The organism is Hyphomicrobiales bacterium, assembly GCA_017642935.1.
Lineage (GTDB): Bacteria > Pseudomonadota > Alphaproteobacteria > Rhizobiales > MH13 > MH13.
The window spans coordinates 1,848,687-1,864,498 of record JAEPOK010000001.1 but is presented as its reverse complement, the minus strand read 5'-3'; the positions used below and the strand labels follow the sequence as shown (position 1 = coordinate 1,864,498).

Genomic DNA, 15,812 nt, shown 5'->3' with positions numbered 1-15,812 from the left:
GAAAACCCATGCCTCTGAATTTTTCAACCGACGCCGGCCCGCTCACGGTCGCGCCGACAGCCTTGGCAACGGCGGGTTTCACCGGAAGAGATGAGGCAGCAGTCCGCCACCATATTGATGAGCTTGCCGAACTGGGCGTTGCTCCTCCGTCTCAGGTGCCCTTGTTCTACCAGCTTTCACCAAGCCTGCTCTGCCAAACCGAAGAGGTGACGGTGATCGGCACAGAAAGCTCCGGTGAGGTGGAACCGTTCCTACTGCGTGCCGACGGAGAGCTTTGGCTGGGTCTTGGGTCCGACCACACCGACCGGGCATTTGAGACCACGTCGATTGCTCATTCCAAACAGCTATGCGGAAAGCCTGTGGCCAGCGCGCTATGGCGCTATGCAGATGTGAAAGACCGACTGGACACGCTGGAGCTTTCCTCCACAATTGAGGAGAACGGTCGGCAGGTAACCTATCAGGAGGGAACACTGGCTGGCATTCGCCCGCTGGAGGAACTGCTCGAACGCCATCCGCTCGGCGAGGGCGAGGCCATGCTGTGTGGCACGCTGGGTGCCATCGGCGGCGTGCGCCCTTCAGCCAAATTTTCAATGGAGCTTCGCGACCCGCAGGCCGGGCGCTCAATCAGTGCAGACTATGCGGTAAGCACACTGCCTGTTGTGGCGTGACGCCGGTTCCAAATCCGGCGCCACAAGTCTTGTCCGTCTAGACGGTGCCGCCCAGCGAGCCTTCCAGCGTCGCCAGTTCCTGGCCGCCCGCCATCAGGTCTTGCAGCTCTTCTGGCGTGATCTGACCGCGCTGTGCCGTGCCCAGCGTTTGGCCGCGATTGAGCACCGTGAACCGATCCCCCACCGCCATCGCGTGGCGCACATTGTGGGTGATGAACACCACGGCCACATCCTGCTTGCGCACCTTGTCGATAGTCGCCAGCACGTTGGAGGTTTGGCGCACACCAAGCGCGGAGGTTGGCTCATCGAGGATGAGCACTTTCGCCCCGAAATGCACCGCGCGCGAAATGGCCACCGTCTGGCGCTCGCCGCCCGACAATGTTCCAACCGCTTGATCAGGACCACGCAGATTGATGCCCATTTTGCGCATCTCTTCCATGGTGATTGCGTCGGCTTTTTCCCGGTCAAAGAAGTTGAAGCCGAGGATTTTCTTGACCGGCTCATTGCCCATGAAGAAATTGCGGCTGACCGACATTAGCGGGATCATGGCAAGGTGTTGGTGCACCGTTGCAATCCCCGCATCCATGGCGTCACGTGGATCGTCGAAGTGCATCGGTTTGCCTTCGAATTCGATCTCGCCTTTGGTCGGTTTATGCACGCCGGACATCGTTTTGATGAAGGTCGATTTGCCGGCGCCATTGTCGCCCAAGAGGCAGTGGCACTCGCCGGGATAGACATCCACCGAGACTCCGGCCAACGCGATCACCGAGCCGAAATGCTTCTCAATGTTCTTCATCTGAACGATGGGTGCATGGGTTGTACGGGTGTTCATATCAACGTTCTCCCGTGATCATGCGTCGGATGTAGGTGTTCAAAACCACCGCGCCGAGCAGAATGATGCCCAAGAAAACCCGGAACAGCGAGCTTTCAACCCCGGCAAAGAACAGCCCTTGCTGGACGACACCGAAAATGAGCGCGCCGAGCGCAGCGCCGATCACCGAGCCGTACCCGCCGGTGAGCAGTGCGCCGCCGATCACCACCGCAATGATGGCCTCGAACTCTTTGAGCAGACCGCGGTCCGCACCGGCTGAGCCGAATTCAAAGATCTGGCACATGGCAAAAACCGTGGCGCAGAAGGCAGTGAACATGAACATCAAAATTTTCACGCGATTGACCGGGACACCAGAATTGCGCGCCGATTCCGCATCGCCACCAGCGGCAAAAATCCAATTGCCGAAGCGTGTCTTTGTCAAAAGCACATGGCCGAAGATCACCAGGCCAATGGCCCAAACGACCAGCATCGGAATGCCGTCGACCACAGGCTGACCTTCGCGCGTGCCGCGTTCAAAGGTATCGATCAGCCCATTGTTGCCCATCCACACAAAGAACCACTCGCCAACTTTGCCGCCAAAAATGGGGGCCAGCCAATCGCCTTCTGCAGCCTCGCGGATCCCGCCAATGATGGTTTTGTTTTCCACCGTTTGCGGCAGGAAGATCGTGAAGCCGCGCAGAATGAACAAGAAGGCGAGCGTCACAATGAAGCTCGGCAAGCCGGTGCGAATGACGATGAAGCCGTTGAGCGCACCGATAGTTAGGCACATGGCAAATGTAATGAGGATCGCCGCCCACACGGGCCAGCCCATGGTGACCGAAAAGATCGCCGTCATCATGCCGGCAAAGCCGATCATCGAACCGACGGACAGATCGAATTCGCCAGCGATCATCAGAAGACAAGCGCCCACGGCGATGATCATGAACTGAGCCGAGACGACCGACCAGTTGATGACGCCCTGCGCGGCGAACATGCCGCTGTCAAAGGCGAACAGCAGAAAAAAGGTGAAGACGGCGATGGTGCCGACGATGCCGCCCAGTTCCGGACGGATCAGAGCCTGCCGAAAGCGGGATATCTCTTTGACGCGCTCGTCGCTGTCAGCGGGAGTGGTTGAAGCTGTCTCAGACATTGTGTGTGACCTGTCTGTCTTGGATGTCTCAAGGTCGGTCAGCAAGAAAGGGGACTGCCGCCCACGATGTACTGGCCATCAATGGCCCAGGAAGAAAAAAGGCGCCCCGCATTGGGGCGCCTTTTCCGGGAGGCCGCTTAGCGATATTCGCCAGCGAATTCTTCCACCAATTCAAGGCCATCGGCTGTCACAAAGCCTGGGCCGGAGTTGATGTTGTTGCCTGGCAGCACGCCGTAGCGATCATAGTTGGCCAGAACCACGACAGGCAGATAGGCCTGCAGGAAGGGTTGTTGATCGATGCCCCATTCGATGATCCCGTCTTTGATCGCCTGAACGATTTCATCGCCCAGATCGAACGTGCCGAAGTGGATGTCGCCAGCCATGCCATTTTCTTGCAGAGCCTGGATGGTTGGGTTGGCCGACACTGGGCCGAGGGTCAGAATGCCATCGGTTTCTGGGTTGGCGGAGAGATAGGCCAGAACCTTGTTCTTGATTTCAGCCGGATCGGTACCGGAATCCATCATGGAGTTGCCAAGATCAACGCCCAGGCCATCGGCATAACCACGGCAACGTTCACCGACGGTTGGCTGCTGGATCGCATGGTTGACACAGAGGAAGCTTGTCACGCCTTCGCCAGCAGCGCGCTGACCGGCGGCAAAACCTGCATCATACTCTGGCTGACCCACATACATCAGGGCGCCCACTTCGCGGGCCTGATCCGGCGTGCCGGTGTTCATGATGATGACGTTGATGCCTTGATCGACGGCGTCGGTAATCGGTCCACGCAGCACGTCATAATCTGCAAGCGTGGTGATGATGCCATTGGGACCCGAGGCAGCCGCCTGTTCAATGATGCGTGCCATGTCGGCGATATCGCCGGTTGGCGGATTGCGGTACTCGACTTCAACGCCCATCTGCTCGCCGGCAAGCGCGATGCCGTTTTTGATGGTGTTCCACCAGCTATCTGAATCAGGAGCGTGGCTGACAAGCACATAGCGTTCGCCCTCGGCGGACGCGGTGGTTGCGGTCATCATCGGCGCGGCGATGACGGCCGTTGCAATGGCGAGTTTCGCGAGAAGCGACTTCATGATTGTCCTCCCAGACAACTTTGGTTTTGGTTCCTTTGAGGGGGTTTGATCCCCTTCAGCGTGAAGCAAAGCACAGTGCAGCGCTATTTGCAACCGGTTGCAAAATTGAAGCTATAAAGCCATTCTTTCTGGTGGTAGTTCAATCCTTTGGGTCATGGGAGCTGGAAGGAACGCGCAAGGCAAAATACGGCCGGGCGCTCAATTGGTATGAATGTCACGCTTAAAGATGTTGCGCTGAAAGCCGGCGTATCGCGCTCTGCGGTCTCGCGCACCTTTACCGATGGCGCATCGGTCTCGGCAAAGATGCGCCAGAAGGTGGAGCGGGCGGCGCGCGAACTCGGCTATCACCCAAACGCCTTGGCCTCCAGCCTTACGACAGGTCGCACCAAACTGATCGGCCTGATCTCCAACAACTTCCACAACCCGATCTTTTTGGAGGTCTTCGATCTCTTCACCCGCGGTCTGCAGGATCGTGGCCTACGACCGTTGCTGGTCAATCTGACCGATGAAACCGAGCCTGAAAAATCGGTGCGCATGGTGCGTCAGTACTCCGTTGATGGCGTCATCGTGGCGTCCTCAACGCTTAGTCCGGATTTTGCGAACGCTTTCAAAAAGGCTGGCATTCCTGTGGTGCATTCCTTCGGACGACACACGACAAGCCCAAAAGTTCATGTGGTCGGCATCGACAATGTGGAATGCGGTCGCATGGCGGCGCGCGAGCTTCTTGCCTGCGGCTACACAGATGTGGGTTTTTTGGGTGGGCCAGAGTCAGCCACCTCGACTCAGGATCGCTACACCGGCTTCACGACCGAGCTTGCCAAGCATGCCGGCATCAAACTGCGCTATAGCTTTGCCAAGGCCTATTCCTTCGATGCCGGGCGTGACGAGATGGAGCGCCTTTTGAAAGGCGACAGCAAGGGTGCGATGGCGCAGGCCTACTTCTGCGGCGACGATGTGCTGACGATCGGTGCGCTATCAGCGCTTCAACATGCAGGCAAAAAAGTGCCCGAGGATATCGGCCTGATCGGTCTCAACGATATGGAAATGGCGCGATGGGAGAACATCGACCTCACCACCATCCATCAGCCGATTGCGCAGATCGTGTCCTCATCGATTGAGCTTGTAGTCTCCATGCTCGAAGAGCCCGACCGCTATCCTGAGGCACGGCTTTTCCCGTGCCGTGTGGTGCGAAGGGGGACTCTACCGAAGGTGTAAGCGGCAAAGATGTTGAGTCCTGGGTCGAGTTAGAGCACAGTGGCGACCGGCCTTGCTCGGGCCTCCGCCCTCCACCTGGGAAGCATTGTTCATGCGGAGCATTTTGTTTTGAACCTGTCTCGTTCGAGCGCTGGCATAAGGAGGGATTGCAGAAGCGGCTCGAAAGAGGAGGACGCCATGCAGCTATCTACTCCCATTTACATGCTGAAACGCAACGCCAAGCTCTTGGCAAGGCAGTCCGATATTGCCCTGCATCAGGCCTTGGATCGCATTGCCATTGACGAAGGGTTCCAGACTTGGAGCCACCTCTCATCATCGGCGTCTGGTCAAAGCCCTGTCGAAAAAATCGTGTCGCAACTCGATCCAGGCGACCTGGTGCTACTGGGTGCAAGGCCTGGCCACGGAAAAACACGTCTTGGACTTGAGCTGGCATCGAACGCCCATAAACTGGGTCGAAAAGGCTACTTCTTCACGCTCGATTATCATGAGCGCGATGTTGCGGACCAGCTTTCAGCGATCGGCACCAATCCCACGCCCGCAAACGCGTTGCCCACGGTTGATACCTCGGATGATGTGTCCGCAGAACACGTCATTGGTCGCCTGTCCTCCAACAAAGAGCCTGCACTGGCCGTTATTGACTACCTTCAACTGCTTGATCAGAAGCGCACCAACCCAAGCCTTGAAGATCAAATGATGATGCTCCAAAGCTATGCCGCTGCAGAAAAGGTCATCTGTGTTGTGATTTCTCAAATCGACCGTTCGTTCGATTTAGCAGGCAAAGCTATGCCGGAAACATCTGATATCCGGCTACCGAACCCGCTTGATCTTTCGGTCTTTGATAAGTTCTTTTTCCTGCACAACGGAAAAATCCAATTGGATCAGGCGGCGTAGGAGTCGCTACCGAAATATAGGCGGGCGGGCATCCACCCAGGCGCCGTTCTGCTTGGCCGACTCCACACTGGCGTAGACCGCCGCCATGGAGCGCAAACCGTCCTCAGCTTTCGGGAAATGGTTGGCCACTGGATCAAGGGCTTCACCCGATTTCTGGGCCTGAATGGCTGCTGCCAGATCAACATAAATGTTGGCCACGGCCAGTGGGAAACCTTCAGGGTGGGCAATGGGCACACGGGATAGGCGCGCGGCCATATCGGAAATGCCCGCTTCGCCTTTCTCGATGATCTCGGTGCGGCCACCCAGCGGGCTCCAATAAACCTGGTTCGGCTGCTCCGAAGCCCAGCGTAAACCGCCTTTTTCACCAAAGATCTGAATATCGAGGCCATGCTGGCGACCCAGCGCAATCGTGGATGTCCACAACCGCCCGACCGTGCCTTTGGCGGTACGAAAGCTCACCATCGCATCATCTTCCAGCACGCGGCCTGAGACAGTCGAGGCGAAATCAGCGGACAGTTTTTCAACTTCATCCCCGGTGATGAAGCTCGCCAGATGCAGCGCGTGGATGCCGCAATCGGCCATCTGCCCGGAGACGCCAGCCTGCGCCGGATCATAGCGCCAGCGCACACGTGGATTGTCCGCATCATCGCCTGCTGCATGATGTCCATGGCTGAAATTGGCAACCACCGTGCGGATGGCGCCGAGGTCCCCAGCGTCCACCATGTGGCGCATGTGGCGGATCATCGGGTAGGCGCTGTAGGCGTAGTTGACGGCGCACATTTTGCCCGACGCGCGCGCGGTGCGCACAATGTCTTCGCCTTCTTCCACCGTCATGGTCATCGGCTTTTCGCAAAGCACGTGAAAGCCAGCGTCCAAGAACGCTTTGGTGATCTCATAGTGGGTGGAATTGGGCGTCGCGACCGTCACCAAATCAATGCGGTCATCACGGTTGCGCTCGCCCGCCAGCATCTCGCGCCAGTCGCCATAGGCACGATCTGCCGCAATACCGAGCGTTTGCGCATAGGCGCGTCCAGCCTCTGGATTGTGGTCCAGCGCCCCAGCGGCCAGCGAAAAATGTCCGTCCGCCATCGCGCCCATTCGGTGCGCCGGGCCAATCTGGCTGCCTTCGCCGCCGCCAACCATCCCCCAAAGTAGCTTCTGCATGCGTTTCGTCCTTAAAAGCCGATAGAGGCGAGATAGTCGCGGTTGGCCTTCGCATCGGCCAGCGGGTCGGTGTTGCCGAGCGTTGGATCAATATCCTGTTCAACGGTGCACCAGCCCTCAAAGCCTGCCTCCAGCAAAACCTGGCGCACGGCCGGAAAGTCGACATCGCCCTCTCCAAGCTTGCAGAAAATGCCTTGCCCACAGGCATCGTAAAAGCCAGTGCGTTTGGCGATCACATCGGCCTTCACCACCGGGTCGATATCCTTGAAGTGCATGTAGGAGATACGGTCCATATGCCGCTTCATGAACGCCACCGGATCAAAACCCGCATAAGTATGATGGCCGGTGTCGAAGCAGATTTTGAGGATGCTCTCGTTCACCTCATCCAGCAAGCGTTCCAGCTCCGGCTCAAAGTCCATGAAGCCGCCTGCATGGGCGTGGATGCCCACAGTTAGGCCGTACTCTTCGGTCCCCATCTTGGCCACATGAGCGATGCGGTCGCGATAGGTCGCCCACTCGGCTTGATCCATCTGTTCAGCGGCATCAGCACGACCGGCAGTCGGTGCGCGGCGCGGTGAAATCGAGTCGATGATCACCAGATGCTTGGCGCGATGGGCCGTGAGCGCCTTGCAGGTGCGCACCGATCCGTCAAGCACATCGTCCCATTGGGCGGGGTCATTAAAGGCGCGAAAGATAACGCCACCGATCAGTTCCAGATCGTGCTCGGCCAGCGCATCAGCCACCTGCGGCGGGTCCTCAGGCATGAACCCAACAGGACCAAGCTCAATGCCTTTGTAGCCCGCCTCCGCATTGTCTTTCAGCACCGACCGCCAGTCGGGGTTGCGTGGATCGCCTGCAAATTCCACACCCCAGGAGCAGGGCGCATTGCCGATTTTTATGGTCATATGGATAGTCCTATGCCGAGCCCACCTGGGCCCAAGTCTTGTTCGCTTTGGAGGCGCGGATCGCCTCGATCACTTCGCTCACCGCCAGTCCATCCTTGAAAGTGGGCCAGACCGGTTCACCGGTTTCAATGGCGGTCAAAAAATCCCGCGCTTCAATGATAATCTGGTCCTGATAGCCCGTGCCGTGCCCTGGACCTTGGCAGAATGCCAGATAGTTGGGATGGGCCGGACCGGATAGGATTTTGGTGAAGCCGCGCTGCGCCTCCGGCCCTTCGGCCTTGTAAAGCCAGAGCGCGTTTTGATCTTCCTGATCGAAGCGTATCGCACCCTTGGTGCCATGGATCTCATAGGCATAGCCCATCTTCCGGCCCGTCGCGATGCGGCTGAAATATAGGTGGCCCATGGTACCGCGCGCAAAGCGGCACATCATTTGGGCGTGATCATCATTCTTCACTGCAACCCCGTCGCGCGATGCATGCACGGTTTCAAAGTCACCCATCACGCTCTCGATGGGGCCCAGTAGCGCCAGCGCGCAGTTGATCATGTGTGGGGCCAGATCGCCCAGCGTGCCGGACGCATCATCCTCGGTGCGCCAATTGGCGGGCAGCTCAGGATCGGCCAAGAAGTCTTCGGTGTGCTCGCCGCGGAACCAGGTCACGTCACCGATCACACCCTCTTCGATCAGCTGACGGGCGTAAGACGAGGCGGGTGTGCGGATATAGTTGAAACCCACCATGTTGGGTTGGCCAGAGGTTTCAGCAGCCGCGACCATGGCGCGTGCGTCTTCTATTGAGGCGCCAAGCGGCTTTTCGCAAAACACTGGCTTGCCCAGCGCAAAAGCAGTCTCGGCGATGTCACGGTGGAACGCTTGGGGGCTGGCAATCACCACGGCCTCGACGGCAGGATCGTTAACCAGCTCGCGCCAGTCTTTGGCCGAGCGCGCAAAACCAAAAGCATCGGCATAGCGCTGCGCGGACGCCTGGCTGGAGGCGGCGATCATTTCCAAGCGAGGGCGCAGTTTGGTCTCAAACACCGCCCCCACGGCGCTCATCGCAGCGGCATGGGCTTTGCCCATGTAGCCACCACCGACAATGCCGATACCTATGTCTCGGCCAATCTCCTGGCTGATTTGCATGGCGCGTTCCCTCGGAAATCCGTTGCTTCGGACCTGTTTTTGTTGGTTGCCCGTGAAAAGATATTGCAACCGGTTGCAAAAGCGGTATCCTCACATCGCGTTTTGGTCAATGGGCAAGTTTCGCCTGGTGTCCGGTCCGCCAAAAACAAATATGTTGATCACAGGGGATGGACCCGATGTCCCAAGGTTTCAGCGTGGGTGATACCGTTAAGCTGACGGTGGCGCAGGCTATCGTGCGCTATTTGACGGCGCAGTTCATGGAGATCGATGGAAATCGCACGCGTATCTGCGGCGGCGGCTTTGGCATTTTCGGCCACGGTAATGTGCCATGCCTGGGCGAGGCGCTCTACGATGTGCAGGATATTTTGCCGCTCTATCGCGGGCAGAACGAACAGTCGATGGGCTTTGCTGCGGCAGCTTACGCCAAATATCATCTGCGCCAGCGCTTTATGTTTTGCACTGCGTCGGCTGGTCCCGGCACGGCGAACCTTTTGACAGCCGCTGCGCTTGCCCATGCCAACCGCCTGCCGATGCTGATGCTCTGCGGCGACACGTTCCTGACCCGCTTGCCGGACCCGGTGCTCCAGCAGTTGGAGCATTATGGCAACCCAGCGCTTGGCCTCAACGATGCCTTCAAGGCTGTCAGCCGCTATTGGGACCGCATCACCCATCCCGCCCAGATACTCCAAAGCCTACCGGCGGCCCTCGCCACCATGCTCGACCCCGCTGATTGCGGTCCGGCGTTTCTCGGCCTGCCGCAGGATGTGCAAGGCTGGACGTACGACTATCCGGTGGAGTTCTTCGAAGATAAGACCCATCGCATCCGCCGCCAGGCGGCCGATGCCGCCGAGATTGCCGATGCCGCTGCCGCTCTGAAATCAGCACAGCGCCCGGTGATCCTCGCGGGTGGTGGTGTGCAATACTCTCGCGCTGTCACTGAGCTGACCGCCTTCGCCGAAACCCACAACATTCCGGTAATCGAAAGCATTGCTGGGCGTGCCAACCTTCTGGCGACCCACCCGCTGAACATCGGCCCGGTCGGCGTGACAGGCTCCAACAGTGCTAACACAATTGCCGAACAAGCCGATGTGATCCTTTCGGTCGGCTGCCGCTTGCAGGATTTCACCACCGGTTCGTGGACGGCTTTCGCGCTCGACGCGCAGATCATCGGCCTCAACGCCGCGCGCCATGATGCCGGCAAGCACCGCTCGCTGCCCGTGTTCGGTGACGCCAAGCTTGGCATCAAAGCTCTCGACGAGGCGATCAGTGGCTACACGGCGCCGACATCATGGACAGACAGCGCCAAAGCCGAGCGTGCCAGATGGGATGCGTATGTCGCTGACAATGTCAGCGCCACGGCGTCCGATGGCTCCAACCGCCCCAATTCCTATGCCCAAGCCATCGGCGTCGTAAACGCGCTCTGTGACCCGCGCGACCGCGTGGTAACAGCAGCCGGTGGTTTGCCTGCAGAAGTGGCCGCCAATTGGCGCACGCTCGACATCGGCACGGTGGACGTGGAGTTCGGCTTCTCCTGCATGGGCTATGAAATCGCCGGTGGCTGGGGCGCACGCATCGCTCAAAGCGAAAACGAGCCGGACGCAGAAACCATCGTTTTTGTCGGTGATGGCTCTTACTTGCTGATGAATTCCGACATCTACTCTTCGGTGCTCACCGGCAAAAAACTCATCCTTCTGGTGCTCGACAATGGCGGCTTTGCCGTCATCAACAAGCTGCAAAACAATATGGGCCAGGAGAGTTTCAACAACCTCATCGCCGACTGCCCAACTGTGCCTGAACCCTTCAATGTCGACTTCGCCGCCCACGCCGCCTCGATGGGCGCATTGGTCGAGCGCGTGGAAAACCCCACCGAGCTTGGCGAAGCCTTCAAGCGCGCCAAAGCCGCCAACTCCACCAGCGTTATCGTCATGAATGTCGATGCCTATGAGGGCTGGACCAAAGAGGGCCACACCTGGTGGGAGGTTGGTACGCCGTTCGTCTCCAACAAGCCAAAAGTGCGCGCGGCCAATGCCGAAGTGGAAAGCGCGCGCAGCCGCCAACGGAAAGGTGTCTGATGAAGCACTATACGCCCGATACCGTTGATACAGATGAGATCGTTCAAGAGCTGTTGAACGGCGAGGGCGTGGTGCTGCTTTCTGGGCTTTTTACCCCTGAGCAGATCGCCGAAGCGCGCGCCATCATCATGCAGCACTCTGAGCAGGCTTCCGAAAAGGTCACTCATTTTCAAGGGGCGGCGGAAGCTGAAGGCACGATTAGCCTGCAACGGCGTGTGTGGAACCTGCTGGCCAAGGGCGAGGTGTTTTCGCAAATGGCCACGCACCCGGTGCTGATGCAGATTCTGCGTAAGTTCCTGGGCAGCGAGTTCATCATGGGCTCCATCGCCGCCAACCGCTTGCTTCCTGGTGGGCCGGGTCAGGAGCCGCACGTGGATTATCCCTACTGGGATTTCCATGCGCCAGAAACGCACCCCGTTGGCCTCAACGGCTCGTTCCCGATGAATGCGCAGGTCTCGGTGATCCTAGACCCATTCACCAAGCAAAGCGGTGCCACGGCCTATGTGCCTGGTTCACAGCGCGAGCTTCGCTACCCGCAAGAAAGCGATAAGTTTTTCGAGCGGTGCGCTCAAATGGAGGGCGAGCCAGGTGATGTGGCGCTGTTTTATGGCGTCACCTGGCACTGCGCGATGCCCAACAAGGCTGACCATGATCGCAACGCGGTGCTGATCCAGTATCTGCCGAAATTTGTGAAGCCGATGGAAGATATGCCAGCCGCTCTGCCGCAAAGTTTCGTCGACGAGGCGAGCCCGGATATGCGCCAGCTTCTTGGCTTCAACTACCCCTATCCTGAAGTGCTGGATGCGGCCAAAGCGGGCAACACGGAAGGTCGCGCTTAAGTGAGCTTGGAAACCGTTCTCGCAGGCATTGCCAAAAACCGCTTCATCATTGTTGGGCGGGTTGGCATGGACGTTGTGGCCGATCCGCCAGGCACCCGCACCGAAGACATGCAGACAGCCATCGTTGCCATGGGCGGCTCTTCGGCCAACATCGCAGCGGGTATCGTCAAGCTTGGCGGCCAAGCTGATCTGGTGACTCGCGTGTCCGATGATTCTATTGGCCGCTACTGCACCAATCAACTCAAACACTATGGCGTTGGCACCCAGTATGTGCAGCCCGTTGGCGGTGAGCATCGCTCATCCTTGGCTGTCTATGAAAGCACCATTGAGGACCACCAAACGGTCATCTATCGCAATGGCGCCGCAGACTTTGCGCTTTCCAACGTTGATGTTGAAGCAGTCGATTACAGTGCTTATGGCGCGCTGATCACAGCGGGCACCGTGTTTGCCGCTGAGCCTTCCAGATCCGCCACCTTCCGCGCCTTTGAACTGGCCAAGCAGGCTGGTTTGCCCATCATCTTCGATGTTGACTACCGGCCCTATTCTTGGCCCTCACGCGAGGTGGCCTCAGAGGTGCTGTCACGTGCCGGTGCGTCGTCGGATGTGATCGTAGGCAATGATGTCGAGTTCGGCTTTATGGCTGGCGACTATGACAAGGGGCTCGATAAAGCGCGCGAGCTTGCCGAGAAGAGCGCGGCCATCACCGTCTACAAGATGGGCGAAAAAGGCGCGATCACCTTTGCCGGTGGCGAAGGCAGCATCAGTGAGGTGCGCACGGGCATTTATCCCGTGGACGCACTGAAGCCCGAAGGGGCTGGCGACAGCTTTATGGCTGGCTTCATGGCGTCGCTCGCCGGTGGTCACGGCATGAAAGAGGCGATCTTACGCGGCTCAGCCTGCGCCTCCGTCACGGTGTCGAAGCCTGCTTGCTCGCCAGCAATGCCAACCACCGCCGATCTCGATACCTTTCTGCACCAGCATCCCGGCCCAACAGAAACATAAAACAAGGCCGAATGGCCGAAAGGACATGCCATGCATATCCCGCCCTATGACAACAAGAACAAACCCATTGTCGATGTGGAAGACGCGGTCGTTCCGCTGAACTATTTCAACATCGTCAAGCTAAAAAAGGGTGAGAGCTTTGGCTACGCTGTGCCAGGTTTTGAAACCTGCATCGTGCCTGCCACAGGTTTGATCGATGTGTCGGTCGGTGGGTTTGAGGCCAAAAACCTTGGCGGTCGTGGCGTTGACGTCTGGGATGGTGAGCCAGAAGGCGTCTATGTGCCCACCGCGGCAGAAGCCCGTTTCACCTGCCTTTCTGATGAAGCCGAAGTGTTCATCGCGGGTGCCAAGTTCGATGAAACCCTTGAACCGTTTGCCGTGCGCAAAGACGAACTGGATCTTGTTCAGTACGGCTCGGACGACACCAAAACCCATCGCAAGATCAAACACATTCTTGGGCAAAAGCAGAAAGACCACGTGGGCCGCCTGCTGGTGAGTGAGCTCTACACGGTGGGGCAGGGTGGATGGTCGGGCTTCCCCAGCCACAAGCACGACACGGATAGATTGCCGGATGAAACCCGGCACGATGAAACCTACAATTTCCGTTTCCGCCCGAACTACGGGTCGGGCGTTCAGATGTTGCAGCGTGTCGATAACGAACCTGGCGATGCCTACCACATCGTCGATGGATCCACGATTTGCCTGGACAAGGGCTACCACCCCTGCGCGGTGCTGCCGGGCTACGAGATGTACTATTTCACCATTCTTGGTGGCCTCTCGCAGCGCTCGCTGATCCAATATTTCCAGCCCACCCACGCGGCGCAGCTGCACACCATTCCAGGCATTCTCGATATGGTGGCGAAATTTAAATGAGCCTTTTGACATGACGGTTGCGACCCTCGCTGAGGTTCTTCAGCCTGCCTTGAAGAATGGCTATGCCGTTGGCGGTCTTGTTTGCCTCGGCTGGGAAGATATGCGCGCCTATGTGGCCGCTGCTGAAGCTGAAAACGCGCCTGTGATCCTTCAAGCCGGGCCAAGTTGCCGCGAACACACCCCACTGCCGGTGCTCGGTAAGATGATGCGCCATCTTGCGGAAAACGCATCTGTGCCCGTCGTGCTGCATCTGGACCATGGCTACACGTTTGAGGAATGCCAGGAAGCGCTCGATAGCGGCTTCACCAGCTTGATGTTTGACGGCTCGCGCAAACCGCTGGCCGACAACATTGCAGAGACGGCGCGGATTACTGAGCTCGCCCACGGCGCTGGTATTTCGTGCGAGGGCGAGATCGGTTTTGTCGGCTATGATGGCGGCGAGGCGTCTGCCGGGACCGACCCGCAGGAAGCCGCGCAGTTCGCACGTGAAGCCGGTGTTGATGCCATGGCGATCTCGGTTGGCAACGTGCATCTTCAGCAGGAAAGCAGCGATGGACTGGACGAAGATCGCATCCGTGCAATCGAGGCTTTGGGCGATACGCCGCTGGTGATCCATGGTGGGTCTGGCGTGCCGGTCGCGCAGCGTATGCACCTGGCGACAACCTCAAAGATTTGCAAGTTCAACATCGGGACCGAGCTGCGCATGGCCTTCGGACAGGCCCTGCGAACGGCAGTCAATGCCGATCCGGATCGCTTTGATCGCGTGCAGATCTTGAAAGAAACCCATGACCCGGTGGAGCAGGCCGCACGCGCTGTGATCAGGGCGGTTTCCGCACCACCTCAGAGAGATTGATTCATGCTGCGTATCGGACTTTTGGGCTGCGGGCGTATCGGCCAGGTACACGCCCTTACGCTTGCACGTGTTGAAGGCGCAAAGCTTGCCGCCGTCAGTGATGCGATGCCCGCTGCTGCCAGTGCGTTGGGCACCAAATATGATGTGCCGGTGATGACATCGGAGGAATTGATCGTATCAAGCGACGTGGATGCGGTGGCGATCTGCACACCAACCACCACCCATTTTGATCTGGTCCATCAGGCGGCGGGGGCTGGCAAAGCGATCTTTTGCGAGAAGCCAATTGATCTTTCCACGCAGCGCACACGTCAGTGCATAGAAGCCGTGGAAGCTGCCGGTGTGCCGTTTATGACTGCCTTCAACCGCCGGTTCGATCCAAGCTTTGCTCATCTTGAAAGCCAGCTTCGTCAAGGAATTGTGGGCGATATCGAGCTAGTGACGATCCTCTCGCGCGATCCCTCGCCTCCACCCGTCAGCTACATCCAACAATCCGGCGGTCTGTTTCGCGACATGATGATCCACGACTTTGACATGGCGCGGTTTCTTTTGGCCGAAGAGCCGGTGCGGGTGCATGCGGTTGGATCAAGCCTTGTCGATCCGGCAATCGGACAGGCCGGCGATGTCGATACCGCCGCCGTTGCTCTGCAAACAGCATCAGGTCGCATCTGCCAGATTTCCAACTCCCGTCGCGCCACCTATGGTTATGATCAGCGCGTGGAAGTGCATGGATCCAAAGGCCTGCTCAAAGGCGAGAACCAGCACGAGCACTCCGTTGTGCTTGCCAATGGCGACGGGTTCCAAGGCGCGCCAACCCAGCATTTCTTCCTGGAACGCTACGCCCGCGCCTATGCCCGCGAGATGGAGCATTTCGTGGCAAGCGTCAGTAACGGCGCGATGCCATCGCCATCAATCCATGATGGATTGCGCGCCCAGATACTGGCGGATGCCGCCCAGAGGTCGCTGGAAACCGGCCAAGCTGTGGACGTCAGTTAACGGAAACTGATGACCGGCGGAACTAATCTTGACCTAACAGTCAGTTCAGGACGTTGGACGGAATAACTTAGCAAACTAAACAAAATACTATAGGTTTACGCAAGGTAAGTTGACGTGAATTCTCGTTAATCTATCTTTCAAGGAAACAATCAA

At 58.3% G+C, this 15,812-nt stretch carries 15 protein-coding genes; 9 read left to right on the top strand and 6 right to left on the bottom strand.

What is annotated here, in order from left to right; genetic code table 11:
- Positions 1-8: 8 nt before the first annotated feature.
- Positions 9-668, top strand: coding sequence for a DUF2848 domain-containing protein (locus JJ917_08850; GenBank protein ID MBO6698925.1), 660 nt, complete (start codon positions 9-11; stop codon positions 666-668).
- Positions 669-705: 37 nt separating this feature from the next.
- Here the strand turns inward: JJ917_08850 and JJ917_08845 are convergent, their stop codons facing one another.
- The 3 genes from JJ917_08845 to JJ917_08835 all read right to left on the bottom strand — a co-directional run bounded on the left by JJ917_08845 (position 706) and on the right by JJ917_08835 (position 3,717).
- The gene (locus tag JJ917_08845) at positions 706-1,500 is read right to left on the bottom strand and encodes a sugar ABC transporter ATP-binding protein (GenBank protein ID MBO6698924.1); all 795 of its coding nucleotides are present in this window, start codon (positions 1,498-1,500) and stop codon (positions 706-708) included.
- Between the two features lies 1 nt (position 1,501).
- Complete coding sequence (locus JJ917_08840) at positions 1,502-2,629, bottom strand: ABC transporter permease (GenBank protein ID MBO6698923.1); 1,128 nt, start codon at positions 2,627-2,629, stop codon at positions 1,502-1,504.
- A gap of 137 nt (positions 2,630-2,766) precedes the next feature.
- Positions 2,767-3,717, bottom strand: coding sequence for a sugar ABC transporter substrate-binding protein (locus tag JJ917_08835; GenBank protein MBO6698922.1), 951 nt, complete (start codon positions 3,715-3,717; stop codon positions 2,767-2,769).
- A 207-nt stretch (positions 3,718-3,924) separates the two neighbouring features.
- On the opposite strand from JJ917_08835, the gene JJ917_08830 reads away from it, so the two are divergent.
- Together JJ917_08830 and JJ917_08825 are read left to right on the top strand one after the other, a co-directional pair.
- Positions 3,925-4,932, top strand: coding sequence for a LacI family DNA-binding transcriptional regulator (locus JJ917_08830; GenBank protein MBO6698921.1), 1,008 nt, complete (start codon positions 3,925-3,927; stop codon positions 4,930-4,932).
- A 177-nt stretch (positions 4,933-5,109) separates the two neighbouring features.
- The gene (locus JJ917_08825; protein ID MBO6698920.1) at positions 5,110-5,823 is read left to right on the top strand and encodes a DNA helicase; all 714 of its coding nucleotides are present in this window, start codon (positions 5,110-5,112) and stop codon (positions 5,821-5,823) included.
- A gap of 6 nt (positions 5,824-5,829) precedes the next feature.
- Here the strand turns inward: JJ917_08825 and JJ917_08820 are convergent, their stop codons facing one another.
- Genes JJ917_08820 through JJ917_08810 form a run of 3 tightly spaced genes read right to left on the bottom strand, consistent with a single transcriptional unit; the run spans position 5,830 to position 9,027 of the window.
- Positions 5,830-6,987, bottom strand: a complete 1,158-nt coding sequence (locus tag JJ917_08820; GenBank protein ID MBO6698919.1) for a Gfo/Idh/MocA family oxidoreductase — start codon at positions 6,985-6,987, stop codon at positions 5,830-5,832.
- Between the two features lie 11 nt (positions 6,988-6,998).
- Positions 6,999-7,892, bottom strand: coding sequence for a TIM barrel protein (locus tag JJ917_08815; protein ID MBO6698918.1), 894 nt, complete (start codon positions 7,890-7,892; stop codon positions 6,999-7,001).
- 10 nt (positions 7,893-7,902) lie between these two features.
- Entirely contained in the window at positions 7,903-9,027 is a 1,125-nt protein-coding gene (locus JJ917_08810) for a Gfo/Idh/MocA family oxidoreductase (protein ID MBO6698917.1), read from the bottom strand.
- 176 nt (positions 9,028-9,203) lie between these two features.
- Between JJ917_08810 and iolD the strand changes: the two genes are divergently transcribed.
- The 6 genes from iolD (at position 9,204) to iolG (ending at position 15,659) form a co-directional block, all read left to right on the top strand.
- Entirely contained in the window at positions 9,204-11,099 is a 1,896-nt protein-coding gene (gene iolD / locus JJ917_08805; GenBank protein MBO6698916.1) for a 3D-(3,5/4)-trihydroxycyclohexane-1,2-dione acylhydrolase (decyclizing), read from the top strand.
- Entirely contained in the window at positions 11,099-11,938 is an 840-nt protein-coding gene (locus JJ917_08800; GenBank protein MBO6698915.1) for a phytanoyl-CoA dioxygenase family protein, read from the top strand. Before iolD ends, JJ917_08800 begins: the two co-directional genes overlap by 1 nt.
- A gap of 66 nt (positions 11,939-12,004) precedes the next feature.
- Complete coding sequence (locus JJ917_08795; GenBank protein MBO6698914.1) at positions 12,005-12,940, top strand: permease; 936 nt, start codon at positions 12,005-12,007, stop codon at positions 12,938-12,940.
- A gap of 30 nt (positions 12,941-12,970) precedes the next feature.
- Positions 12,971-13,813 carry a 5-deoxy-glucuronate isomerase gene (locus JJ917_08790; protein MBO6698913.1) on the top strand — a complete coding sequence of 281 codons (843 nt, stop codon included), beginning with the start codon at positions 12,971-12,973 and terminating at the stop codon, positions 13,811-13,813.
- A gap of 10 nt (positions 13,814-13,823) precedes the next feature.
- The gene (locus JJ917_08785) at positions 13,824-14,666 is read left to right on the top strand and encodes a class II fructose-bisphosphate aldolase (protein MBO6698912.1); all 843 of its coding nucleotides are present in this window, start codon (positions 13,824-13,826) and stop codon (positions 14,664-14,666) included.
- Positions 14,667-14,669: 3 nt separating this feature from the next.
- A complete protein-coding gene (gene iolG / locus JJ917_08780; GenBank protein MBO6698911.1) occupies positions 14,670-15,659 on the top strand; it encodes an inositol 2-dehydrogenase in 990 nt (329 codons plus the stop codon).
- Positions 15,660-15,812 lie beyond the last annotated feature (153 nt).